The sequence below is a fragment of the Pseudomonas sp. AC247 genome, assembly GCF_979258015.1.
The window spans coordinates 4,322,598-4,346,995 of record NZ_OZ409829.1 but is presented as its reverse complement, the minus strand read 5'-3'; the positions used below and the strand labels follow the sequence as shown (position 1 = coordinate 4,346,995).

General features: G+C 60.6%; 23 protein-coding genes. 9 read left to right on the top strand and 14 right to left on the bottom strand.

All coding sequences use genetic code 11. The features are described from left to right. Positions 1 to 74: 74 nt before the first annotated feature. The 9 genes from ACZZ0B_RS19745 to ACZZ0B_RS19705 form a co-directional block, all read right to left on the bottom strand. Complete coding sequence (locus ACZZ0B_RS19745; protein ID WP_463546052.1) at positions 75 to 839, bottom strand: ABC transporter ATP-binding protein; 765 nt, start codon at positions 837 to 839, stop codon at positions 75 to 77. Positions 840 to 852: 13 nt separating this feature from the next. Beyond that, on the bottom strand, positions 853 to 1,971 hold the full coding sequence (locus ACZZ0B_RS19740; protein ID WP_463546051.1) for a succinylglutamate desuccinylase/aspartoacylase family protein: 1,119 nt from the start codon (positions 1,969 to 1,971) through the stop codon (positions 853 to 855). A gap of 27 nt (positions 1,972 to 1,998) precedes the next feature. Continuing rightward, positions 1,999 to 2,709, bottom strand: a complete 711-nt coding sequence (locus ACZZ0B_RS19735) for an ABC transporter permease (protein ID WP_008083897.1) — start codon at positions 2,707 to 2,709, stop codon at positions 1,999 to 2,001. Then, the gene (locus ACZZ0B_RS19730) at positions 2,706 to 3,434 is read right to left on the bottom strand and encodes an ABC transporter permease (protein ID WP_008083898.1); all 729 of its coding nucleotides are present in this window, start codon (positions 3,432 to 3,434) and stop codon (positions 2,706 to 2,708) included. Before ACZZ0B_RS19730 ends, ACZZ0B_RS19735 begins: the two co-directional genes overlap by 4 nt. A 56-nt stretch (positions 3,435 to 3,490) precedes the next feature. Beyond that, a complete protein-coding gene (locus ACZZ0B_RS19725; protein ID WP_463546050.1) occupies positions 3,491 to 4,273 on the bottom strand; it encodes a transporter substrate-binding domain-containing protein in 783 nt (260 codons plus the stop codon). Between the two features lie 365 nt (positions 4,274 to 4,638). After that, a complete protein-coding gene (locus ACZZ0B_RS19720; protein ID WP_463546049.1) occupies positions 4,639 to 6,327 on the bottom strand; it encodes an ATP-dependent DNA ligase in 1,689 nt (562 codons plus the stop codon). After that, a complete protein-coding gene (locus ACZZ0B_RS19715; RefSeq protein WP_008083904.1) occupies positions 6,324 to 7,358 on the bottom strand; it encodes a ligase-associated DNA damage response exonuclease in 1,035 nt (344 codons plus the stop codon). Before ACZZ0B_RS19715 ends, ACZZ0B_RS19720 begins: the two co-directional genes overlap by 4 nt. Positions 7,359 to 7,521: 163 nt before the next feature. Further along, positions 7,522 to 9,972 (bottom strand): penicillin acylase family protein, encoded by a 2,451-nt coding sequence (locus ACZZ0B_RS19710; RefSeq protein WP_463546048.1) that lies wholly within the window; start codon positions 9,970 to 9,972, stop codon positions 7,522 to 7,524. Between the two features lie 298 nt (positions 9,973 to 10,270). Then, the gene (locus tag ACZZ0B_RS19705) at positions 10,271 to 10,915 is read right to left on the bottom strand and encodes a glutathione binding-like protein (protein ID WP_463546047.1); all 645 of its coding nucleotides are present in this window, start codon (positions 10,913 to 10,915) and stop codon (positions 10,271 to 10,273) included. A 147-nt stretch (positions 10,916 to 11,062) separates the two neighbouring features. Between ACZZ0B_RS19705 and ACZZ0B_RS19700 the strand changes: the two genes are divergently transcribed. Continuing rightward, complete coding sequence (locus tag ACZZ0B_RS19700) at positions 11,063 to 11,620, top strand: cysteine hydrolase family protein (RefSeq protein WP_463546046.1); 558 nt, start codon at positions 11,063 to 11,065, stop codon at positions 11,618 to 11,620. Positions 11,621 to 11,768: 148 nt separating this feature from the next. Here ACZZ0B_RS19700 and ACZZ0B_RS19695 read toward each other — a convergent pair whose 3' ends face one another. The 4 genes from ACZZ0B_RS19695 to ACZZ0B_RS19680 form a co-directional block, all read right to left on the bottom strand. After that, complete coding sequence (locus tag ACZZ0B_RS19695) at positions 11,769 to 11,978, bottom strand: SEC-C metal-binding domain-containing protein (protein ID WP_008083915.1); 210 nt, start codon at positions 11,976 to 11,978, stop codon at positions 11,769 to 11,771. Further along, positions 11,975 to 12,469 carry an LEA/WHy family protein gene (locus tag ACZZ0B_RS19690; RefSeq protein WP_440093590.1) on the bottom strand — a complete coding sequence of 165 codons (495 nt, stop codon included), beginning with the start codon at positions 12,467 to 12,469 and terminating at the stop codon, positions 11,975 to 11,977. Before ACZZ0B_RS19690 ends, ACZZ0B_RS19695 begins: the two co-directional genes overlap by 4 nt. Before the next feature lie 112 nt (positions 12,470 to 12,581). Next, positions 12,582 to 13,058 (bottom strand): YchJ family protein, encoded by a 477-nt coding sequence (locus tag ACZZ0B_RS19685; RefSeq protein ID WP_045123197.1) that lies wholly within the window; start codon positions 13,056 to 13,058, stop codon positions 12,582 to 12,584. Between the two features lie 4 nt (positions 13,059 to 13,062). Beyond that, on the bottom strand, positions 13,063 to 13,560 hold the full coding sequence (locus ACZZ0B_RS19680) for a DUF6231 family protein (protein ID WP_440093591.1): 498 nt from the start codon (positions 13,558 to 13,560) through the stop codon (positions 13,063 to 13,065). A gap of 199 nt (positions 13,561 to 13,759) precedes the next feature. On the opposite strand from ACZZ0B_RS19680, the gene ACZZ0B_RS19675 reads away from it, so the two are divergent. The 4 genes from ACZZ0B_RS19675 (at position 13,760) to ACZZ0B_RS19660 (ending at position 16,463) form a co-directional block, all read left to right on the top strand. Continuing rightward, positions 13,760 to 14,455: a PA1041 family peptidoglycan-binding anchor lipoprotein gene (locus ACZZ0B_RS19675; RefSeq protein WP_008083923.1), complete on the top strand. Its 696-nt coding sequence runs from the start codon at positions 13,760 to 13,762 to the stop codon at positions 14,453 to 14,455. An 89-nt stretch (positions 14,456 to 14,544) separates the two neighbouring features. Further along, entirely contained in the window at positions 14,545 to 15,267 is a 723-nt protein-coding gene (locus ACZZ0B_RS19670; protein ID WP_008083925.1) for a PA1041 family peptidoglycan-binding anchor lipoprotein, read from the top strand. A gap of 163 nt (positions 15,268 to 15,430) precedes the next feature. After that, complete coding sequence (locus ACZZ0B_RS19665; protein WP_440093595.1) at positions 15,431 to 15,712, top strand: DUF1145 domain-containing protein; 282 nt, start codon at positions 15,431 to 15,433, stop codon at positions 15,710 to 15,712. Beyond that, positions 15,705 to 16,463: a collagen-like protein gene (locus ACZZ0B_RS19660; protein WP_463546045.1), complete on the top strand. Its 759-nt coding sequence runs from the start codon at positions 15,705 to 15,707 to the stop codon at positions 16,461 to 16,463. The genes ACZZ0B_RS19665 and ACZZ0B_RS19660 overlap by 8 nt, the downstream gene beginning before the upstream one ends. 111 nt (positions 16,464 to 16,574) lie before the next feature. On the opposite strand, the gene ACZZ0B_RS19655 is transcribed toward ACZZ0B_RS19660, so the two are convergent. Continuing rightward, positions 16,575 to 17,033, bottom strand: a complete 459-nt coding sequence (locus ACZZ0B_RS19655; protein WP_158832046.1) for a CopD family protein — start codon at positions 17,031 to 17,033, stop codon at positions 16,575 to 16,577. Between the two features lie 98 nt (positions 17,034 to 17,131). Between ACZZ0B_RS19655 and dinG the strand changes: the two genes are divergently transcribed. The 4 genes from dinG (at position 17,132) to ACZZ0B_RS19635 (ending at position 24,394) form a co-directional block, all read left to right on the top strand. Continuing rightward, positions 17,132 to 19,276, top strand: a complete 2,145-nt coding sequence (gene dinG / locus ACZZ0B_RS19650; RefSeq protein WP_008085357.1) for an ATP-dependent DNA helicase DinG — start codon at positions 17,132 to 17,134, stop codon at positions 19,274 to 19,276. Positions 19,277 to 19,371: 95 nt separating this feature from the next. Beyond that, positions 19,372 to 21,843, top strand: a complete 2,472-nt coding sequence (locus ACZZ0B_RS19645; protein ID WP_463546044.1) for a beta-agarase — start codon at positions 19,372 to 19,374, stop codon at positions 21,841 to 21,843. 191 nt (positions 21,844 to 22,034) lie between these two features. Next, positions 22,035 to 23,180 carry a serine hydrolase domain-containing protein gene (locus ACZZ0B_RS19640; RefSeq protein WP_463546043.1) on the top strand — a complete coding sequence of 382 codons (1,146 nt, stop codon included), beginning with the start codon at positions 22,035 to 22,037 and terminating at the stop codon, positions 23,178 to 23,180. 113 nt (positions 23,181 to 23,293) lie between these two features. Continuing rightward, on the top strand, positions 23,294 to 24,394 hold the full coding sequence (locus ACZZ0B_RS19635) for an OmpA family protein (protein WP_158832040.1): 1,101 nt from the start codon (positions 23,294 to 23,296) through the stop codon (positions 24,392 to 24,394). Positions 24,395 to 24,398 lie beyond the last annotated feature (4 nt).

Below are 24,398 nucleotides of genomic sequence, written 5' to 3'. Positions count from 1 at the left end.
ATCTTTTGATTTTGGTCTTTATAAAACAAGATCAAAAGATCGCAGCCTGCGGCAGCTCCTACATGAGCGAGACGTTACTTCAGGTTACCGCTGAGGAATTGCTTGAGACGCTCGCTTTTCGGGTTACCGAGCACGTCTTCGGGGGCGCCTTCTTCTTCCACCAGGCCTTGGTGCAGGAACAGCACCTGGCTGGAAACCTTGCGGGCGAAGCTCATCTCGTGGGTCACCATGATCATGGTTCGGCCTTCTTCAGCCAGACCTTGAATCACTTTCAACACTTCCCCGACCAACTCCGGATCGAGCGCTGAAGTCGGTTCGTCAAACAGCATGACTTCCGGTTCCATCGCCAACGCCCGCGCAATCGCCACGCGCTGTTGCTGACCGCCCGACAAGAACGCCGGGTACTGATCCGCCACCCGCGCCGGCAAACCGACCTTGTCCAGATAACGCCGGGCGCGGTCGTCGGCTTCCTGTTTGCTGCAACCCAGCACCCGGCGCGGGGCCATGGTGATGTTTTCCAGCACGGTCATGTGGCTCCACAGGTTGAAGTGCTGGAAGACCATCGCCAGGCGTGTGCGCAGGCGTTGCAGTTCATCAGCGTCGGCGACGTGCATGCCGTGGCGGTCGGTGATCATGCGGATCTTCTGGCCATCGAGGCTCATCGCGCCGTCGTTGGGTTGTTCGAGAAAGTTGATGCAGCGCAAAAAGGTGCTTTTGCCCGAGCCGCTGGCGCCGATCAGGCTGATCACGTCGCCGGTTTTGGCCTTGAGCGAAACGCCTTTGAGCACCTGATGATCGCCATAGCTTTTGTGCAGGCCTTCAACGGTCAGTTTGTACATGGGACAGACATCCTCAAGGCGAAAGTAGGTAGCCGCTGCGGTAGGCTTCGGTGCCCGCCACGTGGGCGATGACCATGCCGGCAGTGGCCATGCGGCGCAGCGAGCGGGCGTATAACAGGCCGGCGGCGGTGCAATGAATGGGGGTGATCCGATCGTTGATCGGGTCGATGATTTCAGCAATCTGTTGCCCGGCTTCCAGGTGCTGGCCGGCCACCGCCGTGTACACCAGCAGCCCGCCGACCGGCGTGATCACCGGCTCCACACCCGCCAGTGGCGTGGCGGGATACGGCAGCGGCGGCTGCGGTTTGGTTTCACCAACGATCGCATCGGACTGAATCAAGTAGTCGATCAACGCCTGGCAGTCGCGGCTGGCCAGCGGATGGGTGACGTCACCCTGACCGCGCAACTCGACGGTCACGGAAAAACTGCCCAGCGGAATCTCGAAGTGTTCGCCGAAACGTTCCTTCAGTTGCCACCACAACAGGGTGAAGCACTCGTCGAACGACTGGCCGCCGGAATCGGTGGCCAACAGGCTTGCCTGGGATTCGATGTAGCGCGCCAGCGGTTCGACCTGCGGCCACGCTTCGGGGGTGGTGTAGAGGTGAACCACCGATTCGAAGTCGCAATGCAAGTCGAGCACCATGTCCGCATCGCAAGCCAGCCGTTGCAGGGTCAGGCGCTGCGATTGCAGTTGGGTGCTGGCGGTCTGGCGGGCGAGGGCGTCGCGCAGATGCGTGCGGATCAGTTCGAGGTTGTGCTGCGGATCGTCGTTCAGCTTGCCCTCGATGGCGTTGCCGATTTCCTCGCTGAGGTCGACGAACCAGCGGTTGAAGTTCTGCCCGCTCTCCAGTTCGTAGCGGCCCAGCGGCACGTCCATCAGCACTTGTTCGAGGCCGACCGGGTTGGCCACTGGCACCAGCACGATCTGGCTGCGCAGGCGGCCGGCGGCTTCCAGCTCGGCCAGCCGCTGTTTGAGGTGCCAGGCGACGAGCATGCCCGGCAGTTCGTCGGCATGCAGCGAGGACTGAATGTAAACCTTGCCCTTGGCCTGCTCCGGGCCGAAGTGGAAGCTGTGGATCTGTCGTGCGGTCCCCGGCAGCGGGGCCAGCAAGTCATGGATCAGGTGGCGCATTGGCATCTCTTTTTTCTGGGGCCGGTCCTAGTGAGTCGGGCCGAGGAAGGCCAGCCATCGGCGTTCGGCAAGGCGGAACAGGCCGACCAGCGCAAAGGTAATGGTCAGGTAGATCAGCGCGGCGATACCGAACGACTGAAAGGTCAGAAAGGTCGCCGAGTTGGCGTCCCGCGCGACTTTCAGGATGTCGGGGATGGTCGCGGTGAAAGCCACCGTGGTCGAGTGCAGCATAAGGATCACTTCGTTGCTGTAGTAAGGCAACGAACGGCGTAAGGCCGACGGCATGATCACGTAGGCATACAGCTTCCAGCCTGTCAGACCATAGGCCTTGGCCGCTTCGACTTCGCCGTGGTTCATGCTGCGGATCGCCCCGGCGAAAATCTCCGTGGTGTAAGCGCAAGTGTTGAGGGCGAAGGCGAGGATCGTGCAGTTCATCGCATCGCGAAAGAAGCTGTCGAGCAATGGCTGCGCACGCACGGCGGCGAGGCTGTAGATCCCGGTGTAGCAAATCAGCAACTGGATATACAGCGGCGTGCCGCGGAACAGGTAGGTGTAGAACTGCACCGGCCAGCGAATGTAGAAGTGCGGCGAGACGCGGGCGATCGACAGCGGAATCGACACAAGGAAACCAATAACGATTGAGGCCGTGAGCAGCCACATCGTCATCGCCAGCCCGGTGATGTTCTGGCCGTCGGTATAGAGGAAGGCGCGCCAGTATTCCTGCAGAAGTTCGATCATCGTACGGCCTCCCGGGAACCGGCGGCATAACGGCGTTCGAGCCAGCGCAGGATGAAGTTCGACGCACTGGTGATCAGCAGGTAAATCAACGCGGCAAGGACCAGAAAGTAAAACAGTTGATAGGTGCTTTTACCGGCGTCCTGCGCGGCTTTGACCAGATCGGCGAGGCCGATGATCGACACCAGCGCGGTGGCCTTGAGCATCACCATCCAGTTGTTACCGATACCCGGCAGGGCGAAGCGCATCATTTGCGGGAATACCACGTAGCGAAAGCGCTGGCCGCGTTTGAGGCCATACGCGGTCGCAGCTTCAACCTGGCCGCGTGGCACCGCGAGGATCGCACCGCGGAAGGTTTCGGTGAAATACGCGCCATAAATGAAGCCCAGGGTCAGCACCCCGGCGCTGAACGGGTTGATCTCGATGTATTCCCATTCCATGTAGTCGGTCAGGGACGTCAGCCAGGTTTGCAGGCTGTAGAAAATCAGCAGCATCAGCACCAGATCCGGCACCCCGCGAATCAGCGTGGTGTAGAGCTGGGCGGGCAGGCGCACCAGTTTGATTTTTGACAGTTTGGCACTGGCGCCGAGCAGGCCGAGCAACACGGCCACCAGCAGCGACAACGCCGATAATTTGATGGTCATCCAGGTGCCTTCCAGCAGCAAAGGACCAAAGCCCTTGAGGCTGAAGGCGGAGAGCCCCAGATTTTGCAGGAGGGTTTCGAACATAAATCAGCAACCTGAGCGGATGGAAAAGGCGCCCATCGAAGATGGGCGCCGAGGCATTATTTGCCGCTGTACAGATTCAGATCGCCAAAGTGTTTCTTTTGAATCTCGGCGTATTTGCCGTCATCGTGTAACGCTTTGATACCTTTATCTAAAAGCGCCTTCAGCTCAGTGTTACCTTTCTTAATACCGACAGCGGTTTTGGCTGGCAGCAATTCGTTGTCGACTGGCTTGCTGACGTCATAGTCGGCGCCCTGTGGCGACTTCAGGAAGCCCAGTTCGGCTTGCAGCATGTCCTGGATACCGGCGTCGAGACGGCCGGACGTCAGGTCGGAATACACCTGATCCTGGTTCTGATAGGCCTGGGTTTTCACCCCGGCCTTGTCCAGCACGGCTTTGGCGTAGGCTTCTTGAATGGTGCCTTGCTCGTAGCCAACGGTTTTACCCTTCAGCGACGCAACGTCTGCGGTGATCCCCGAACCTTTTTTCGACACATAAGCGGTCGGGCCGGAGAACAGCTCGCTGGAGAAGTCGATGACTTTCTCGCGGGCCGGGGTCACGGTCATCGACGAGATCACACCGTCGAATTTGTTGGCTTTGAGGCCCGGAATCATGCCGTCGAAGTCACTTTCGACCCACTTGCACTTGACCTTCAGTTCGGCGCAAATCGCGTTGCCCAGGTCGATGTCGAAGCCCACCAGGCTGCCGTCGGCCGCTTTCGACTCAAACGGTGCATACGAAGGGTCAACGCCAAAGCGCAGCTCTTTGTATTCCTTGGCCAGCGCGGAGCCAGCGGCCATGCACAACGTCAGTGCAGAAAGGGTCAGCAATGCTTTTTTCATTATTCAATCCCTAAGAACCAATATGAGCGCTTGTGGCGCAGAATTATTGTTACTGGAACGCGTACGACCTATAGAAAGTAGCAATTTCCGAACCATAGTCCCGAACAAGTGTTTTAAAAGGTTGGGCGGGGAGGGATGAGGGCGATTGAATGCCCGGAAATGGGCACATGAATAACGCTGCACCAACCTGGTTCGATGTCATGGCAACAAACTATTGTGGCGAGGGGATTTATCCCCGTTGGGCTGCGAAGCGGCCCCCAGCAGTTCTACTGGAAGACCGCATACTCAGGTTTTACGACTGCTTCGCAGCCGAACGGGGATAAATCCCCTCGCCACAGGGGTTATTTATCGCCTGAGAAAGAAGGTCAGGCCAGCAGGTCTTGCAGGGTCGCGAGGCTGTCCGCTTCATCGACGGTTTTATCCTGGCGCCAGCGCAACATCCTCGGAAAACGCACGGCAATTCCGCTCTTGTGCCGCCGCGACAGGGCGATGCCTTCAAACCCCAGCTCAAACACCAAACTCGGTTTCACGCTACTCACCGGCCCAAATTTCTCCACCGTGGTCTTGCGCACAATGCTGTCGACCTGACGCATCTCCGCATCCGTCAGTCCGGAATACGCCTTGGCGAACGGCACCAGCGCCCGCTGACTCGACTCTGGCGGCCCGTCCCACACGGCAAAGGTGTAATCGCTGTACAGACTGGCCCGGCGCCCGTGGCCGCGTTGCGCATAAATCAACACCGCATCGACGCTGAACGGATCAACCTTCCACTTCCACCACACGCCCATGTCCTTGGTACGGCCAACGCCGTACAGCGAATCGCGCGCTTTGAGCATCATCCCTTCGACGCCCAAACGCCGGGAGGCCTCGCGCTGGCGGGCAAGGTCGAACCAGTCGTTGCCGGTCAGCACGGGCGAGGGCAGTAACACCGGACTGTTACAGCGCGCGATGACCTCTTCCAATTGTGCTCGGCGTTTGGCCTGTGGCTGATTGCGCCAGTCCTCGCCCTGCCATTCCAGCAAATCGTAGGCGAGCACCACCACCGGCACCTCTTCGAGGATTTTCTTGTCGAGGGTTTTGCGGCCGATGCGCTGTTGCAGCAGGGCGAACGGCTGCACCGCTGGCCGCTCTGTCGATTGCGGATCGAAGGCATCTTCGGTGGTCGGGTGAGTGCTTTTCCACACAACGATTTCGCCGTCGATCACCGTGCCATCCGGCAAGCCGTGCACCAGCACATCCAGCTCGGGAAAACGCTCGGTGACCAGTTCCTCGCCGCGTGACCATACCCACAATTTGCCGTCGCGCTTGACCACTTGCGCGCGGATGCCATCCCATTTCCATTCAATCTGCCAATGACTGGCCGGCCCGATCAGCGCTTCAAACTCTTCAACCGGTTGCGACAACGCGTGGGCGAGGAAAAACGGGTAGGGCTGACCGCCGCGCTGGGCGTGTTCGTCAGCGGATTCAGGGGCGATCAGTTTCAGGTAGCTGGCGGCATTCGGGCGGTTCGACAGATCGGTGTAACCCACCAGCCGTTGTGCCACGCGTTTGCTGTCCAGGCCGGCCATCGACGCCAGCGCGCGGGTGACGAGCAATTTCGACACGCCGACACGAAAGCTGCCGGTGATCAGTTTGATGCACAGCATCAGGCTCGACCGATCCAGTTGTGTCCACAGATCAGGCAACTGGCGCGAGAGGAACTCCGGGGTTTCACCGCGCAATGGCAGCAGTTTGTCTTCAATCCATTCGGCGAGGCCGGCGTCGGAGCTGTGCAGGTTTTCCGGAAGCACCAGCGAAATGGTTTCCGCCAGATCGCCGACTGACTGATAACTCTCTTCGAACAGCCAAGGTTCGAGGCCGGACATGTCCACGGCAATCTCGCGCAGAATGCGCACCGGCACCAATTGCCGAGGCCGTCCACCGGACAAAAAGTACACCGCCCACGCCGCGTCCTGCGGCGCCGCCTGGGCGAAGTAAGCTTGCATCGCTGCCAGTTTGGCGTTGCTTGAAGTGGTGGCGTCGAGCTCGGCGTACAACTCGGCGAAGGCTTTCATGTTGGCGTCTCGGCGACAGTGGGTTCGGCGGCGATGTTGTCTTCCTCGTCATCGCCGTATTCAGTGTTGAAGCCTTGGGCATCGAGGCCTTGCTCGCGCAGATGGCGCACCAGCACGCCGATCGAGCCGTGCGTGACCATCACCCGTTCGGCGCCGGTCTGGTTGATCGCCCATAACAGGCCGGGCCAGTCGGCGTGATCGGAGAGCACGAAACCGCGATCGACGCCGCGCCGCCGGCGGGTGCCGCGCAAGCGCATCCAGCCACTGGCGAAGGCATCGCTGAAGTCGCCAAAGCGGCGCATCCAGCTACTGCCGCCGGCCGAGGGTGGGGCGATGACTAAAGCCTGACGCATGAGCGGATCATTTTTGCTGACGTCACCGGCGTAAATCGTCGGCGGCAGATACACGCCTGCTTCGCGGTACACCCGGTTCAGCGGCTCGACCGCACCATGGCTGAGAATCGGCCCGAGGCTTTCGTCGATGCCGTGGAGAATCCGCTGGGCCTTGCCGAACGAATAGCAGAACAGCACGCTGGCCTTGCCGGCGGCGATGTTGGCTGCCCACCACTGATTGATCTCGGCGAAGATCTGCGCCTGCGGCTGCCAGCGATAGATCGGCAGGCCGAAGGTCGATTCAGTGATGAAGGTGTGGCAGCGCACCGGTTCGAAGGGCGCGCAGGTGCCGTCCGGCTCGACCTTGTAATCACCGGAGGCGACCCAGACTTCACCGCCGTATTCGAGACGCACCTGTGCGGAGCCGAGCACGTGGCCGGCGGGGTGAAAACTCAGGGTGACGCCGTGGTGGGTGAGGCGTTGGCCGTAGGCGAGGGTTTGCAGGTTGATGTCCTGGCCCAGACGCGCGCGCAAAATCCCTTCGCTGGCGCTGCTGGAAAGGTAATGCTGATTGCCCGTGCGGGCATGATCGCCGTGGGCATGGGTGATCACCGAGCGCTCGACGGGGCGCCAGGGGTCGATGTAGAAATCACCCGCAGGGCAATAAAGACCTTCGGGACGCGCGATAACAAGGTCCATGTCGTTACCAGAATGGGGGGCTTGTTAGCTATGAGGCTGGCGCTGGGCTGGAAGTTCTATCGACTTTTTCGCGGGGGTAAAAAGCAAAAGATCGCAGCCTGCGGCAGCTCCTACATTGATCGGTGTAGGAGCTGCCGCAGGCTGCGATCTTTTGATCTTGCCGTTACTTGCCCGGGGTAAGAGTCAAACGAGTTTTGCCATACACCCGGTCAAAGTTCTGCGGCTGCATCGGCAACCCGATGTATTGCCCCTTCAACCATGCATCAATCCCGTTGAGGTAATTCGGGCTGACCGGATTCCCCGATTGCCCTGTACCGTTCTGCCCCATCAGCGGTTCAGCCTGACCGAAGTCGACGATGAAACGCATCGAAGGTGCACGGCTGGTGGTGAAATCCTGGCCCCAGGCGAACGCCGAAGTGTTCAACGTGGTGTGATCGCCACCCGCCGCCAGTGGGCCACGCACGTTCTGGCCATTGCTGTTTTTCCAGGTATAGCTGTGCAATTTGCCCCACTGCCAAGCCTTGTGATCGCCGCCCAGTTGACTGTCGCCCGCGCTGATCGCGGCGGCCATGCTGCGGGCGAGAATCAGCGCTTTGTCTTCTTTCTGCGGCGTGCGAATGTCGTCCCAGAACGGGCTGTCTTCACGCCCGAGCAGGTGATCGGCCTGTGCCGCGTAGGACAAATCACCGTTGGCGATAAACGCTTTCCACGCCGGGCTCGATTCCGGACCCAGTTCGTCGAGGAAGATCTGCTTCATGCTTTCTTGCAGGAACAGCTCATAAATCGCCGCGTCCGCCGAGGTCGGGCTGAGCTTGCCGTCGAACGCCATCAACCGCGTGAAAGCCTCGCGCGCCTTGCTGCGATCCGCTTCCGGCAGGGCATCTATCGCCTGTTTCAGCGGTTGTTTCATGCCCGGTGCCTCGAACACCTTCTTCAGCTTGGCAGCAAACGTAGTGGTCTGGTCGTACTGCATGGCGATCACGCTGCGGCTGTCATGCTTGCCGCTGCCGGCCAGTTCCGCCAGGCGTTCGCCACGCTCCGGTGCGGCCCAGGAATTGGACAGCTGCATGCCGTAACCGTGAGGAATCACGCGCTGGTTGGCGGTGCCGAGCCAGCCTTGCGCCGGGTCCTGATCGTAGGGGTGCAGCATCGGGTCGGCGTAACCGTCCCAGTCGTAGCGACCTTCCCAGCCCGGCGAGGGCAGCAGGCCTTCGCCTTCACGGCGATTGGGGTAGCGGCCGGTGACTTGCCAGCCAATGTTGCTCGCGTCGGCGAACACCAGATTCAGCGCGATGGCGCGGATTTCACGGCTGGCGTCCGATGCACGTTCAACGGTTTGAGCGCGGGTCAGATCAAAAAAAGCGTCCAGCGACTTGTCGTCGGTGAAGCTCGGCGTCTGCAACGCTACGCCGAAACCATTGCCTTGCGCGGCAGCCTGGGCGCTATTGAGCAGCGCACCGTGACGGGTTTCGTACACCGCTTCGCGAACCGGTCGCTGGCCTTTGACGAAGTAGGTTTCGTTGCGCACGCCCAGCGGCTGCCATTTGCCGTTGACCTCATAGGCCAGGCTGCTGCCCTGACGACGGATTTTTTCCAGAAACAGGTCCTGGTTGTCGCCGAGCACGCTGGTCATGCTCCACGCCACTTTGCCGTTGAAACCACCCAGTACCAGCGGCAAACCGGCAACGGTCACACCCGCCGCCTGATATTTCGGTGCGCGGATCTGCACGAAGCTCCACAGCGAAGGCGCAGCCAGCGGCCCGTGGGCATCGCTGGCCAGAATGCTCTTGCCGCTGCGGCTGCGTTGCGGGGCGATCGCCCAGTTGTTCGAAGAGGTCGTGCCCAACAGGTTCAGCGCCGACAGTTGCTGGCTGGCGCTGCTCAGTTCAGTCAGACCGGGGATCTGCCCGTTGAGCTTGAGGCCTTGCAGCTTGTCGGCTTCGGCCAGCGGCAGGTTTTCATCGGGAGCGGACGGCGTCAGCCAGGCGAGTTTGTCGGTGGTGACGGTTTGCGCGAGCACCAGCGCGGAAATTTCTTCCGGCAGGTTGGCCGACTGGCTGAAATTCAGCAGGGCGAAAATCAGCGCCGAGTCTTCGGGTTTCCAGTATTCGGGCTTGTAGCCGCTGGAGGCGAGGTCACCCGGCAGTTTGTCGGCGTAGCGGAACAGGTAGGCATTGACGCCCCGCGCATAGACTTCGAAGAAGCGCTTGAGGCGTGGCGATGAGGCATTATACAGCTCGGCGGCGCTTTTCTTCAGGTTGACCGCGCGCATGTAGCGGTCAGCATCGAGCATCGAGGCGCCAGACATTTCCGCCAGACGGCCCTGAGCCAGCAGGCGCAAGGTAACCATCTGGTTGATGCGATCGCTGGCGTGGACGTAGCCGAGGCTGAACAGCGCGTCGTGGAAGGTATTACTTTCGATCAACGGCATGCCCATGGCATTGCGTCGCACCGACACGTTCTGCGCCAGGCCCTTGAGCGGTTGCACGCCGGAGGTCGGCGGGAGGGTGTCCTGAGCGTTCCAGGTCTGGCAACCGGACAGGCCCAAAACACCGGCCACTGCTGCGGCAACGCCGAACCGGGGAAGAAAATGTGTGAGGGCTGGCGAGGCCATGGCAAAGCTCCTGCGGGGGGTAGCGTCAGTAAAGGCGCTACGTTAGTGAGCAGGAGGATGCCGCGCAAGCGGGGGCGGGGGTTATTTCAGGATTTGTCTGATAAACAGCAACCTGGAAGTCGAGCCCAGTACTTGTGGTGAGGGGATTTATCCCCGACGGGCTGCGAAGCGGCCCTGATCCGGTTAACGCGGTCTGCCAGTTAAACCGCATTTGCAGGTTTTGCGACTGCTAAGCAGCCGGTCGGGGATAAATCCCCTCACCACAGTTTTTACTCAACAGCCTTACAAATCGGTTGGTTCAGGATTTCGGCGGATTGATTTTCTGCACCAGCGCATACGCCTTCACCGTCGCCGGGCGATCCTTGATGTGGTTGAACCAGCGCTGCACATGCGGGAAGTCTTCCAGATTCTGGCTCTGCCATTTGTGCGAGACGATCCACGGGTAAATCGCCATGTCGGCAATGCTGTATTCGCGGCCCGCCACAAATTCGTTATCGGCTAGTTGCTTGTTCAATACGCCGTATAAACGTGCGGTCTCGTCGATGTAGCGCTTGATCGCGTAAGGGATTTTCTCCGGGGCGAACTGGCTGAAGTGATGATTTTGCCCGGCCATCGGCCCCAATCCGCCCATCTGCCAGAACAGCCACTGCAACGCCGTTTGCCGACCGCGCAGATCCTTGGGCAGAAACTTCCCGGTCTTCTCCGCCAGATACAAAAGAATCGCCCCGGATTCGAACAACGACAACGGCTCACCGCCATCGGCCGGTTCATGGTCGACGATGGCCGGGATGCGGTTGTTCGGGGCGATCTTCAGAAAGTGCGGCTGGAACTGCTCATCCTGGCTGATGTTGATCGGGTGCACGTTGTACGGCAGGCCGGCCTCTTCGAGGAACAGCGAGATCTTGTGGCCGTTGGGGGTGGTCCAGTAATACAGGTCGATCATGGAAAGCTCCAAATCAGAAAATGGCTTACGTGCGGACAGCAAACGCCGGCGTCAGGTGATCCCGTGTGCGTTCGATAGCTTGCCTGTTATCAGGAGGTGATGCTGAACTGCGCAGAATTCAATGACCCCGCGTGAGAAAAAATCGCCATGGAGCTTCAGGCCAACGCAGCACTGATCATCATTGACCAGCAAAAAGGCATCCTGCAGCCGCGTCTGGGGCCGCGCAATAATCCTCTGGCTGAGGAACGGATTCTTGATCTGCTGGGGTTTTGGCGGCGTAGCTCAAGGCCGGTGATTCATGTGCAGCACCTGTCGCGCGAGCCGGATTCGGTGTTTTGGCCCGGGCAGGACGGCGTTGAGTTTCAGCAGCGATTTTTGCCGCAGGACGGCGAATGGCTGATTCAGAAACAGGTGCCGGATGCGTTTTGTGTCAGCGGCTTGGAGGTGCAGTTGCGTGAGGCGGAGGTCGGGCAACTGATCATCGTGGGTGTGGCGACCCATAACTCGGTTGAGTCAACGGCGCGCTCGGCGGGTAACCTGGGGTTTGATACGTGGGTGGCGGAGGATGCGTGCTTTACCTTCGACAAGGCCGATTATTTCGGCACGCTGCGCACGGCTGAAGAGGTGCACGCGATGTCGCTGGGGAATTTGCACGGGGAGTATGCGACGGTGGTCAGCTGTGCACAGATTTTGGCGGCTGGCTGAAAACACTTCGTTGAATGTGCCGCCGCTATCGCGAGCAGGCTCACTCCTACAGTGGATTGCATTCCAGCTGAAAGAACGCGGTCAATTGTAGGAGTGAGCCTGCTCGCGATAGCGGTGTGTCAGGCGAAGAAGGTCTTCGCCTTGAGCATCAAGCGCCGTGGCACTTTTTGAATTTCTTGCCGTTGCCGCATGGGCAAGGGTCGTTGCGGCCGACGTCTTTCAGGGCGTTGCGCACCGGTTCCTGGTGAGCGTGGCCGCAGTTCGGGCCGTGGACGTGGCCGTGGTCATGATCGTGATGATGGTCATGATCATGATCGTGGTTGCAGTCAGGGCCATGGACATGAGGTTGCTGGGTCATCGGTGTTGCTCCGGAATAAAATCGGCGGGGATTATCACGCCATTGCGCTCAAGGTGCACGTAGTGAGCGATGAATAAACCGGTTTCCATTTCACCCTGCAAGCGATAGGGAATCTGCTGGGTCGGACTTTTCAGCATTTTCACCACGTCTTTTACCTTCGGCCACAGGTTGGTGCGGATCGGTACTTTGAAATAGGCACTGCGCTTGGGTCCCACCGTGAACCAGTGTTCATGCTCGCCCTCGGCCAGCAGCATGTCGGCCAGATGAATGCGGTATTCGAGGCCGCGCACGGTCAGGTCGCTGTCGTTGGGGTTGTCGATGCGAAAGTGCAGGATGAATTTTTGTTCGAGCAGTTTGGCGCGCACCACTTCGACTTTCACCAGATGCACGGCGGGGTCGACGCTGTCGTCGCTGAACCACGAGGCACAGCCGCCGAGGTTCAGGATCAGCATCAGAATGAAGCATTGGCAGGTGCGCCGACGACCGAGCATGGTTTGACTCCCTTTGGTGCCAGTCTAGACGCTAAAAGATCGCAGCCTTCGGCAGCTCCTACAGAGAAACGCATTCCATGTAGGAGCTGCCGCAGGCTGCGATCTTTTGATCTTAAGCGCCAAAATACCCCGCGCAGCACTTCTTGAACTTCTGCCCACTCGCGCACGGGCAGCTGTCATTGCGCCCCAGCTTCATCTGCACCGTCGGATCGATGAAGTACCAGCGCCCGGTGTTCTGCACAAACGAGGAACGCTCGCGATGGCTGTGTTCGCCCTGACTGTCATGCCAGCGTGCGGTGAAGGTGACAAAGGCGTGTTCCGGCTGGCCGCCGAAGACCTCCGAGTGCTCCACCTCAAGGCCCAGCCAGGTGCTCTGCGCGCTCCAGTTGCTGATCGACTGGCGATCCAGGCCCGCTTGCTGGGCGGGCAGGGTGGTCGCCACCAGATAGTCGATCAGCCCCAGCACATAGGCGCTGTAGCGCGAACGCATCAGGGCCTCGGCGCACGGGGCCGGGAGGCCTGCGTGATAATGGCCGCAGCAGGCCTCCAGCAGATTGCCGCTGCCGCACGGGCAAATGGCTGTACTCATTGCATTACCACCAGTATTTGCCGAAGTTTTCCGGATTGGCCCAGAACCGTGAGTTGAGCCAGTCGGGGACTTGTTTGTATTCAAGCAGATCGTAGGTGAACAGCGTCAACACTTGATCGTCGCGCTGGAAGCGCTCGCTGGCTTGCAGGGCCAGTGAATAAAAGTCGGTTTCCTGCCAGCCACAGGCTGCCAGATCCGCCAGCACGGCGATGCGGCTGGCGTTCAAATTGCGAATCCCGCCCAACAGGTTCAGGCCATCGCGCTTGGGCAGATGTTCCAGGCAATCGACCACCAGCGCCAGGTCGAAACGCTGAGCCGCTACCTCTGCAGGCAACGCACCCGGCGCAGCATGGGCGACGACGGTGTCCGGATGTGCCTCTTTAAAAGCGCTCAACGCTGGAAACTCGCTGGCGCCGATCAACAGCAAGCGTGCCGGGGCATAACGATCCAGTAAAGCAGCCAACGCCTGCTGTGGCGTGCGCGAAGAAATGGCGACGTTCATCGTAGCTCCTCAATCAGATCGCCAAGACTAGCGCGCTCCATCACCGGAGCCTAGCGCCCTGTCTCGCGGGTTTTCGGCAAAAGCGCCAAAGTCCTGTGAACACGGTCGCAAACAGCAGTGGCCTATTGCTGGCGGAGATTAAAACTCCGGTCTTTACTCCCTGAATCGGTTCTAAGCCGATCCCTCAGGAGAAAACTAGATGAGCATAGTTCGGACAGCATTACCCTTGGTTCTGCTAACCAGTGTGTTGACTGGTTGTGCAGGTTTGCAGAAAACCGACTGGCCGACCTGTGCGGCGGTCGGCGGTGTCGTCGGTGCCGGTCTCGGCGCGACGGAAAGCTCGGCGTGGGCGGGTTACGGCGCGCTGATCGTCGGTGGTACTGCGGCAGCCTATTGCTGGGTGCACGGTGATGGCGACGAAGACGGCGATGGTGTGCCGGACAGTCGCGACAAGTGCCCGGGCACGCCGAAAGGTGTGCAAGTCGATGCTGACGGCTGCCCTCCACCTGCCCCTGCGCCAGTGGTTGAAGAAGCTGTAGTGGTCAAGGAAGAAACCATCGTCATTCGTGATGTGCACTTCCAGTTCGACAAAGCCACGCTGACCGGTCCTGACAAACAAGTGCTCGACAAGGTCGCCACGCGCCTGAAACAGGAATCCTCTACCGCGCAACTGACCGTGACCGGTCACACCGACAGTGTCGGCAGCGATGCCTACAACAAGAAACTGTCGGATCGTCGTGCGCACTCGGTGGTTGAGTACCTGATCCAGCAGGGCGTACCGCGGGCCAGCTTCGTGTCGGTGTCCGGTCTGGGTGAAAGCCAGCCTGTGGCTGATAACAAATCGGCTGATGGTCGCGCGCAAAACCGTCGTACCGAAATCAAAATCGTCCGCTAGACCTCTCGCATCCGCGGCTTGTGCAGTCGCGGATGCGGGTCTTTACTCCTGTGTAACCGGTATGGGCCGGTGACACAGGAGCTTTCACAATGAGTGTTTTCTCAAGGTCCGTCTTGCCGGTACTACTGCTAGGCAGCTTGCTCACCGGTTGCGCCACCCACAGCGATGGCACTGCCCCCCTCAATCAACGTACGTGGCCGATCTGCAGCCTTATCGGCGGGCTGGTCGGTGGCGGTCTCGGCGCCATTGAAAGTGCCGGCTGGGCCGGTGGCGGCGCAGCGCTGGGGATTCTGACCGGCGGACTGATCTGTTATGCCCAGGACGGCGATGAGGATGACGACGGCGTATTCGACCGCCGCGACCGTTGCCCGGACACCCCGCAAAATACCCCGGTCGATCACCGCGGTTGCCCGCTGCCGCAATATCCAGTCACCGAAAAAGTACCAGAACCAGCGCCGCAGACTGAGGTGATTACCCTCAGCGATGCCGGCAACGTGCTGTTCGATTTCGACAAGTCCGACCTGACTCCGGCGGCGAAAGCCCAGCTCGATACGCTGATGGACAAGCTGCGCAATGCTGACGTGGTGAGCATCAAGGTCATCGGGCATACCGACAGCAAAGGCTCGGATGCGTATAACCAGGCCTTGTCGGAACGGCGCGCGAGCAGTGTTGCGGCGTATCTGCTGAGCCAGGGCCTGGCACCGAACAAACTCACCAGTGAAGGTCGCGGGGAAAGCGAACCGGTGGCCGACAACGCCACCGACGAGGGACGCGCGCAAAACCGTCGCGTGGAGTTGCACATCAATCGTTAGGACGCGTCTGAAGGGCGCAGGCTAGAGCTGCCGGGCGACGATCATCGTCGTTCCGGCAGCCATTTGGCGGTGTAACGAAGTTTTTTCATTTTCCCCTCTGGCTTATCCCCCGCAGAAGCCGTTACTGTGCGCCCAAAGAATAATTCGCAACACGGGGGAGCGTATGAAACTGTTCTGGGGGCTGGGGCGTTTGTTGACCCTGCTGTTCTGCTGCGTGGTGCTGGCCAATCAACTGGTGCCGTTCGTACATCCGCTGCACCTGCTGGTCAATCTGGCCGGTGGTCTGCTGTTGCTGATTCATGTACTCGAAGTGCTGCTGTGCAATCGCAGCCTCAAAGGCCGTCCGCACCCTTGGCGTGACCGTGGCCGCATTCTGTTGTTCGGCGTATTCCACCTGCAAACCATCCCGGCCCCGGCCGCTCCGGAGGCTTCTTCCCATGCGTAAACTTTGCCTGCTCGCTGCATTCATCAGTCCTTTGGCCTGCGCCCAGGTGGTCAGTGTCGAAACCAATTCGCTGATGCGTTTGCCCAACACCGCCAGCACCTTGCAGCTGGAAAAACTGGAAGTCGCCGATTTCGGCACGCTGTTGATTCCTGCCAACGTGACCGAGTTGAGCGTCGGTGAACTGCGCCTTGGTCATGAAGCGCGCATTGCGATCGTTCCGGGTGAACAGGCGCTGGACCTGAAGGTCGCGCGCGCCGAGCTGAGCGAAGGCAGCAAAATTACCGCGCGCGGCGCACCGGGCACCTATGAAAAAGCTGCGCGTGCCGGGCGTAATCTGAATCTGCAATTCAAGGCATTGAACGCGCCGCAGCTGTCGGTTGATGCCCGTGGCGGCACCGGTGCACCGGGTTTTGTCGGGCTCGATGGCGGCAACGGTGAAGATCCGGGCTGCACCTATGGCTCGGCTGGTCATGGTTTTGATGGCAGTAACGGCAGCGACGGTCAGCCCGGTGCCCCGGGTGCGCTAGTGCGCCTGGAAGTGCCACGCGAGTTTCCGGCCGATTTGATCAAGGTCAACGTGGCTGGCGGTGCCGGTGGCCCGGCCGGTGTTGGCGGTAAGGCAGGGAAGGGTGGCAAGTCCAAGGGCTGCCTGGTGTATCGCGCCGATGGCGGCAAGAACGGCAAGGCCGGGGCGGATGGTCAGCCTGGGCCGGTGGGGGCGGCGGGTGCGGTGACCGTGCAGCGTTTGTAAGCGCTTTTACTGATTGTTCCCACGCTCTGCGTGGGAACACAGCCCGTGACGCTCGGCGTCACTGGACGCGGAGCGTCCCTTGCGGCATTCCCACGCAGAGCGTGGGAACGATCACGGCCTCGCCGCCGCAATCGCCACCAGCACCAACCCCACAATCAAATTAATCCCCACCACCCGGCGAATCCGCCCCAGTACCGCCGCACCCGCCGGCCAATCCTTCGCGTCCACCGCCGTGCGCAACTCCGGCAGCATCAGCCCCTGAATCCGGATAAACAGCGCCGTCATCACCACGTACAACCCGATCATCACCTGCACATATTTTGGCGCGGTCTCAAACCCGACCTGCTGCAGATGCAACATGCCCACGCCGCTGATCGGCAACAGGATCACCGCGACCCATACCCAGCGAAAAAAACCTTGAAACACTTCCACCCACAAGGTCAGGCGGGCAGGTCCGTCGAGGGCCTTCACAGCCGCGGGCCGCAGGACCATCCAGGCGAAAAACATGCCGCCGACCCACACCAGGGCGGACAGGACATGCAGGGGATAAACGAGGCTAAAAGGTGTCATTGGGGTACTCCGTTCTGCGCGGGATCGATTCGCGGGGTATGATAGCCGCCGAACCGAACCACTGAAAATTTATCCAGCGTTTTTGCGCCCGACACTCAATGATCAGCACTGAACTCAAAACCACGATCCAGGGCGCCTATTCGCGTTTTCTAGAGGCCAAGAGCCTCAAGCCGCGTTACGGCCAGCGCCTGATGATCGCTGAAATCGCCAAAGTCCTCGGGGATATCGACACCGACGACGAAGGCCGGCGCAGTGGCGACCCCGCAATTGTTGCGGTGGAAGCCGGCACCGGTACCGGCAAGACCGTGGCCTACAGCATGGCGGCGATCCCCACGGCCAAGGCCGCCGGCAAGCGTCTGGTCATCGCCACCGCGACCGTCGCGCTGCAAGAGCAGATCGTCTACAAGGATTTGCCCGACCTGATGCGCAACAGCGGGCTGAATTTCACATTTGCTCTGGCCAAGGGCCGTGGCCGCTACATGTGCCTGTCCAAACTCGACATGCTCTTGCAGGAAGGTCACGCGCAAACCGCCACCGCCCAGCTGTTCGAAGAAGAAGGCTTCAAGATCGAGGTTGATGAGGCCAGTCAGAAGCTGTTCACCAGCATGATCGAGAAACTCGCCGGCAATAAGTGGGACGGCGACCGCGACAGTTGGCCGAACGCGCTGGAAGACGCCGATTGGGCGCGTCTGACCACCGATCACAGCCAGTGCACCAACCGTCATTGCCCGAACTTCGGCCAGTGCGCTTTCTACAAGGCCCGCGAAGGCATGGGCAAGGTCGACGTGATCGTCACCAACCACGACATGGTCCTCGCTGACCTGGCCTTGGGCGGCGGGGCGGTGCTTCCCGATCCGCGCGACACCATTTACGTGTTCGACGAAGGCCACCACCTGCCAGACAAGGCGATCGGCCACTTCGCCCACTACACGCGCCTGCGTTCCACCGCTGACTGGCTGGAAACCACCGCGAAGAACCTTACCAAACTGCTCGCCCAGCATCCGCTGCCGGGCGATCTCGGCAAGTTGATCGAGCAGGTGCCGGAGCTGGCGCGGGAGATCAAGGCCCAGCAACAGTTCATGTTCAGCGCCTGCGAGCAGGTTGCCGATTTCAAACCCGGCGAAGATGTCGAGGGCCGTGAGCGGCCGCGTCATCGTTTCGTCGCCGGGGTGATTCCCGAGCACATGCGCGAAATGGGCATCGAGCTGAAGAAGGGCTTCTCGCGCCTCAACGATCTGTTCACCCGTCTGACCGACCTGCTCAAGGAAGGCATGGACGGCGAGGTCAACATCGGTATCGCCAGCAATCAGGCCGAAGAGTGGTATCCGTTGTTCGGCAGCCTGTTGTCTCGCGCCTCCGGCAATTGGGAGCTATGGACCGCGTTCACCGCCGAAGACCCGGAAGACAGTCCGCCGATGGCGCGTTGGCTGACCTTGGCCGAAAGCGGCTCGCTGTTTGACATCGAGGTCAACGCCAGCCCGATCCTCGCTGCCGAAACCCTGCGCCGCAGTCTGTGGAACGTGGCCTATGGTTGCCTGGTGACCTCGGCAACGCTGACGGCGCTGGGCACTTTCGACCGCTTCCGCATGCGCGCCGGTCTGCCGAAAAAAGCCGTCACCGCCGTGGTGCCGAGCCCGTTCCATCACGCCGATGCCGGCGTGTTGCGCGTGCCGGACCTGAAGGCCGATCCGCGTGATGCCCCCGCGCACACCGCTGCGATCATTCGTGATCTGCCGGATCTGGTCGAAGGTTCGCGCGGCACGCTGGTGCTGTTTTCTTCGCGCAAACAGATGCAGGACGTGTTCGACGGCCTCGACCGCGACTGGCGCAAGCAAGTGTTCATTCAAGGCAACCTGTCGAAACAGGAAACCCTGAACAAGCACAAGGCGCGGGTCGATGGCGGTGATTCCAGCGTGCTGTTCGGTCTCGCCAGTTTTGCCGAAGGTGTCGACTTGCCGGGTGCGTACTGCGAGCACGTGGTGATCGCCAAGATCCCGTTCTCGGTGCCGGACGACCCGGTCGAAGCGGCGTTATCGGAATGGATCGAAGCCCGTGGCGGCAATCCGTTCATGGAAATCTCCGTGCCCGATGCCTCGCTGAAGCTGGTTCAGGCCTGCGGGCGTCTGCTGCGCACCGAAGAAGACCGCGGCACCATCACCTTGCTCGATCGGCGCCTGGTCACCCAGCGCTATGGCAAGGCGATCCTCAATGCGTTGCCGCCCTTCCGTCGTGAAATATCCTGAGACATCAGTGGGCAGTTTTGCCCACTGTGTTGTCTATCTCTCTGCCATCGCTTTTCCATTGGCCTCAGTTGGTCGTTAGGGAGAACTCCGTTCTTATGATTCGCCGTTCGTTGCCTGCCGTTTTCGCCTTGATCTTCGCTGCGCCGTTGCTCGCAGCGCCAGCCGGTCAGCAGACCCTGTTCAACTTTGTGCGTCCGGCCGACGTGGTAAAGATCGCCACGGAAAACGCCGATTTGCCGCAAGCCAATGCCGAACAGACGGCTGAAGGCGAAGTGCTGCGCCGGGTAACCTTCAATCCGGTGGCCCGCCCGACTTTGCGCCTGACCCCGCAAACCGGTGCCTGGGATTGGTCGCAGTCGGGGATGATGACCCTGCGCTTGCAGAGCGCGATGAACTGGGCTGTCACCGTTTACGTGCAAATCCAGAGCAATGACGGCCGCACGCTGGTCAGCCGCGTCGATCTGCCGGCAGGTCCTGCGCAGACGTTGCTGGTGCCACTGGTGGCGACTGCACCGTTGAGCCAGGGCATGAAGGCCGGCCCGCCGATGCCGATGACCGTCGATGGCCAGCGGATTTTGCTGGCCAGCAGCAGCGGTGAGATTGATCGCAGCCAGGTGGTCTCGGTGAGCTTGTCGATGGATCAGCCGAAAGTCGCGCAGAGCTTGCTGCTTGAGCGTTTCGGTGTGCAGGACGGCGACTCGGTGACCCAGGCTGTTTATGGCAATCTGGTCGACGCCTACGGGCAATCGACCCGCAGCAAATGGCCGGAAAAAGTCGCCAATGACGAACAGCTGAAATCCGCCGCCGCCAAGGAACAGCAACAGCTGAAAACCTGGCTGGCCGAACGCGAGAAGTCCTCGCTGGACAAGTTCGGTGGCTGGAACAAAGGCCCGGCGTTCAAGGCCAGTGGCTTCTTCCGCACGGAAAAGCGTGATGGTCGCTGGTATCTGGTGACGCCGGAAGGGCACCCGTTCTACTCCCTTGGCGTCAACACCGTCAGCCCGGACGTCAACCAGACCTACGTGGCCGGTCGCGAGTACATGTTTGAATCGCTGCCCAAAGCCGACGAGCCACTGGCCAGGCATTTTGGCGAAGGCGATAACCATGGCGGCAACGGCGCCGATCAGGGCCGTGGCTACGGTAATGGGCGTTGGTATGACTTCTACGGCGCCAACTTGCAGCGTGTGTACGGCGAACCGTGCAAAGCGGACAGCGAAAGCAAATCCGGCGTTGCTGAAGCGGCGAAAGCTGAAGCGGCTGAAACCGCCGCCGCCAAGGCATCAGAACCTGCAGCTGTACCGGCTGAGCCGAAGTCTGGCGTCGCCGAAGCGGCCAAGACTGAAACCGTGCAAGTGGCCAGCGAAAAGACTTCCGCGCCGTGTAAAGCAACAATTGATGAGTCGCAGTGGGCCAACCACACGCTTGATCGCCTGCAAGCCTGGGGCTTCAACACGCTCGGCAACTGGAGCGCGCCTGAGCTGGGCGATGCCGAGCGGGTGCCGTACACCTTGCCGCTGTCGATCGTTGGTGACTACACCAGCATCAGCACCGGCAGCGACTGGTGGGGCGGCATGCCCGATCCGTTCGACCCGCGTTTCGCCATGGCCACCGAGCGCGCCGTGGCCATTGCTGCCCGCGATCACCGTGACGATCCGTGGCTGATCGGCTATTACGCCGACAACGAATTGGCTTGGGCCGGTCCCGGCGCTGACCCGAAATCGCGTTACGCGTTGGCCTACGGCACGCTGAAAATGACCACCGACGTGCCGGCCAAGCGTGCGTTCCTCAAGCAACTGCGCGACAAGTACCGCAATCAGGCCGGGTTGTCGAAGGCTTGGGGCATTGACCTGCCGGCGTGGGAATTGATGGAAGACCCAGGCTTCGAACCACCATTGCCGAACCCGGAACACCCGGAAATCGAAGCCGACTTCAAATATTTCCAGAAGGTCTTCGCTGACACGTACTTCAAGACCATTTCCGACTCGCTGAAATGGCACGCGCCAAACCAGATGCTTTTGGGCGGCCGATTCGCCATCAGCACTCCGGAAGCCGTGGCGTCCTGCGCGCAGTACTGCGATGTGCTGAGTTTCAACATGTACACGCTCAAGCCACAGGATGGTTATGACTTTGCCGCGCTGGGTGCCTTGGACAAACCGGTGCTGATTACTGAATTCAACTTCGGCTCCGCTGATCGCGGCCCGTTCTGGGGCGGCGTGACGCAACTGAGCAAAGAAGAAGATCGTGGCCCGGCCTACGCCAATTTCCTCAAGCAGGCCTTGAGCGAGCCTTCGATTGTCGGCGTGCACTGGTTCCAGTATCTGGATCAACCGGTGACCGGGCGTCTGCTCGATGGCGAGAATGGTCATTTCGGCTTGGTCGGGGTGACGGATCTGCCGTATCAGGGCTTTGTCGAGACCGTGCGTAAAAGCAATTTGCAGGCGGTTGATCAGTTAGGTCAGCAAGTGCAGAAAGCCCCTGTGCACGAAGCCGAAGGCGGCCGCAAAGGTGAGGCCGGCAAGGGCGCGGGGGCAGGGCATGCGGGTGGGCATTCGGGGAATGGTCATTAAGGTTTGAAACGCTAAAAGATCGCAGCCTTCGGCAGCTCCTACAAAGGAACGCAATCCCATGTAGGAGCTGCCGCAGGCTGCGATCTTTTGATTTGGCTTTTTAACCGTCTGGCCCGCAACTGTTCCCAAATCCCTCAAGGGCTGGAACAATGCGGGCCACTTTGTAGAGCGTTTTCGCGGGGGAGTTGCGGGTGCAGATTCAGGGACATTACGAGCTTCAATTTGAAGCGGTGCGCGAGGCTTTCGCAGCACTGTTCGACGATCCCCAGGAACGCGGCGCAGCCTTGTGCATTCAGGTCGGTGGACAAACCGTCCTCGACCTCTGGTCCGGTACCGCCGACAAGGACGGTGCCGAGGCCTGGCACAGCGACACCATCGCCAACCTGTTCTCCTGCACCAAAACCTTTACCGCTGTCACCGCGCTGCAACTGGTCGCCGAAGGCAAGTTGCAACTCGATGTCCCTGTCGCGCGCTACTGGCCGGAATTCGCCGCTGCCGGCAAGGAATCCGTGACCCTGCGCCAATTGCTCTGCCACCAGGCCGGCTTGCCGGCGCTGCGTGAATTGCTCGCCCCCGAAGCCCTTTACGACTGGCAGACCATGGTCGACGCCCTCGCGGCCGAAGCCCCTTGGTGGACGCCGGGCACCGCTCACGGGTATGCCGCGATCACCTACGGCTGGCTGGTCGGCGAACTGCTGCTCCGCGCCGATGGTCGTGGCCCGGGTGAGTCCATCGTTGCCCGCGTGGCGAAACCGTTGGGCCTGGATTTCCACGTTGGCCTGGCCGACGAAGAATTCCATCGCGTGGCGCACATCGCGCGCGGCAAAGGCAATGCCGGCGATGCTGCCGCTCAGCGCCTGCTGCAAGTGACGATGCGCGAACCCAGCGCGATGACCACCCGCGCTTTTACCAATCCGCCGTCGGTGCTCACCAGCACTAACAAGCCGGAATGGCGACGCATGCAGCAACCGGCGGCCAACGGCCACGGTAATGCGCGCAGTCTCGCCGGTTTCTACGCCGGTTTGCTCGACGGCAGCCTGCTCGAAAGCGACATGCTCGAAGAGCTGACCCGCGAACACAGCCTCGGTGAAGACAAAACATTGCTGACCCGCACCCGTTTTGGTCTGGGCTGCATGCTCGATCAACCGGACGTGGCCAACGCCACTTACGGCCTCGGCCCACGGGCGTTTGGCCATCCTGGCGCGGGCGGTTCCATCGGTTTTGCTGACCCTGAGCATGATGTCGCCTTCGGATTCGTTACAAACACCCTTGGGCCGTACGTTTTGATGGACCCGCGCGCGCAGAAGCTTGCGCGGGTACTTGCCACTTGTCTGTAAAGCGTCAATAGAGGCTCCAGGGTCGGAACCTCGACTGGTTTTTCGATTCAAATCGACTGTTTATCCGGGCGAAAGTGCTCTGATTTTTCATTACTTCATTTTGTGGATTTTCAATGTCATCTAAAAAGACCCTCGCCTTGGCCCTGTGTGTAGCGATCACCGGTTGCGCACAGACCCCGAAAAACGATGCGGACGGCGGCAGTTGGTGGCCGTTCGGTTCTTCCGACACTGTAGCCGCTAAAGAGCCGGCTCCTGCACCTTTGAAGCCAGCTGCCACTGCCCCGGTCGCCAAAACTGAAAGCAGCAGCCCTTGGTACTGGCCGTTCGGTTCCGATGATGAAGCGGCCAAGGCTGACATGAAGGCTGAAGTCGCACCGGAAGCCAAGAAACCGGTTGCCGTGGCCAAGGCTGACGCCGACACCGGTAGCAAGTGGTGGTGGCCGTTCGGTGGCAAGGATCAGCCGACCACCAAAGCCGTGCCGATGCCGGATCCGAAAGTCACTCAAGCCTGGCTTGACGACTACGAGCCGCGTCTGCGTGAAGCGGTCAAGGACAGCAACCTGCAACTCGAACGCCGTGAAAACGTGCTGGTCGTGACCGCTCCGGTGGAAGGTTCGTTCAACCCGGATCGTCCGGCGATGCTGCTGCCGGTCACCCTCGGTCCGTTCACCCGTGTAGCGAAAATCCTTGAAGCCGACCCGAAAACCGCCGTTCTGGTACTGGGCCACAGTGACTCCAGCGGTGCCGCTCCGGCCAACATCAAGTTGAGCCAGGAACGTGCCCAGGCCATTGCGGCGATTTTCCGCCTCAGCGGTTTGCAGCGTGATCGCCTGATGCTGCGTGGCATGGGTTCCGAAGCCCCACGTGCGGCCAACGACAGCGTTGAAGGCCGTGCCCTGAACCGTCGCGTCGAACTGTTGGTAACCCCGCAAAACACCATGGTCGCGCTGCTGAGCAAGTACAACATGCCAGCGCCGAAGCCAGTGACCATGGTCGCCGCGCAAGACGTCAAGCCAGTGGCCAAACCGGTGACCCCGGCCCCCGCTGCGAAAAAAGCGGCTGTGCCTGCCGCGAAAAAGGCTCCGGCCAAGAAAGCCGCTGCCAAGGCTCCCGCCAAAAAAGCCCCGGCGAAGGCTCCAGCGAAGAAAACCACGCCAGCCAAAGCCGCCGCGACCGACAAGAAAGTCGCCGCTACCGATACCACCAAGAAGTGATCCG

Excerpts from the sequence above, each read along its gene's own strand:
- ACZZ0B_RS19670 (WP_008083925.1), top strand. The coding sequence starts at position 14,545 with ATGAGTGTTTTCTCAAGGTCCGTCTTGCCGGTACTACTGCTAGGCAGC.
- ACZZ0B_RS19740 (WP_463546051.1), bottom strand. The coding sequence starts at position 1,971 with ATGCGCCACCTGATCCATGACTTGCTGGCCCCGCTGCCGGGGACCGCA.
- ACZZ0B_RS19705 (WP_463546047.1), bottom strand. The coding sequence starts at position 10,915 with ATGATCGACCTGTATTACTGGACCACCCCCAACGGCCACAAGATCTCG.
- ACZZ0B_RS19645 (WP_463546044.1), top strand. The coding sequence starts at position 19,372 with ATGATTCGCCGTTCGTTGCCTGCCGTTTTCGCCTTGATCTTCGCTGCG.
- ACZZ0B_RS19635 (WP_158832040.1), top strand. The coding sequence starts at position 23,294 with ATGTCATCTAAAAAGACCCTCGCCTTGGCCCTGTGTGTAGCGATCACC.
- ACZZ0B_RS19675 (WP_008083923.1), top strand. The coding sequence starts at position 13,760 with ATGAGCATAGTTCGGACAGCATTACCCTTGGTTCTGCTAACCAGTGTG.
- ACZZ0B_RS19710 (WP_463546048.1), bottom strand. The coding sequence starts at position 9,972 with ATGGCCTCGCCAGCCCTCACACATTTTCTTCCCCGGTTCGGCGTTGCC.
- ACZZ0B_RS19720 (WP_463546049.1), bottom strand. The coding sequence starts at position 6,327 with ATGAAAGCCTTCGCCGAGTTGTACGCCGAGCTCGACGCCACCACTTCA.
- ACZZ0B_RS19690 (WP_440093590.1), bottom strand. The coding sequence starts at position 12,469 with ATGCTCGGTCGTCGGCGCACCTGCCAATGCTTCATTCTGATGCTGATC.
- ACZZ0B_RS19700 (WP_463546046.1), top strand. The coding sequence starts at position 11,063 with ATGGAGCTTCAGGCCAACGCAGCACTGATCATCATTGACCAGCAAAAA.
- ACZZ0B_RS19655 (WP_158832046.1), bottom strand. The coding sequence starts at position 17,033 with ATGACACCTTTTAGCCTCGTTTATCCCCTGCATGTCCTGTCCGCCCTG.
- ACZZ0B_RS19735 (WP_008083897.1), bottom strand. The coding sequence starts at position 2,709 with ATGATCGAACTTCTGCAGGAATACTGGCGCGCCTTCCTCTATACCGAC.
- ACZZ0B_RS19665 (WP_440093595.1), top strand. The coding sequence starts at position 15,431 with ATGAAACTGTTCTGGGGGCTGGGGCGTTTGTTGACCCTGCTGTTCTGC.
- ACZZ0B_RS19725 (WP_463546050.1), bottom strand. The coding sequence starts at position 4,273 with ATGAAAAAAGCATTGCTGACCCTTTCTGCACTGACGTTGTGCATGGCC.
- ACZZ0B_RS19695 (WP_008083915.1), bottom strand. The coding sequence starts at position 11,978 with ATGACCCAGCAACCTCATGTCCATGGCCCTGACTGCAACCACGATCAT.
- ACZZ0B_RS19745 (WP_463546052.1), bottom strand. The coding sequence starts at position 839 with ATGTACAAACTGACCGTTGAAGGCCTGCACAAAAGCTATGGCGATCAT.
- dinG (WP_008085357.1), top strand. The coding sequence starts at position 17,132 with ATGATCAGCACTGAACTCAAAACCACGATCCAGGGCGCCTATTCGCGT.
- ACZZ0B_RS19680 (WP_440093591.1), bottom strand. The coding sequence starts at position 13,560 with ATGAACGTCGCCATTTCTTCGCGCACGCCACAGCAGGCGTTGGCTGCT.
- ACZZ0B_RS19685 (WP_045123197.1), bottom strand. The coding sequence starts at position 13,058 with ATGAGTACAGCCATTTGCCCGTGCGGCAGCGGCAATCTGCTGGAGGCC.
- ACZZ0B_RS19715 (WP_008083904.1), bottom strand. The coding sequence starts at position 7,358 with ATGGACCTTGTTATCGCGCGTCCCGAAGGTCTTTATTGCCCTGCGGGT.
- ACZZ0B_RS19660 (WP_463546045.1), top strand. The coding sequence starts at position 15,705 with ATGCGTAAACTTTGCCTGCTCGCTGCATTCATCAGTCCTTTGGCCTGC.
- ACZZ0B_RS19730 (WP_008083898.1), bottom strand. The coding sequence starts at position 3,434 with ATGTTCGAAACCCTCCTGCAAAATCTGGGGCTCTCCGCCTTCAGCCTC.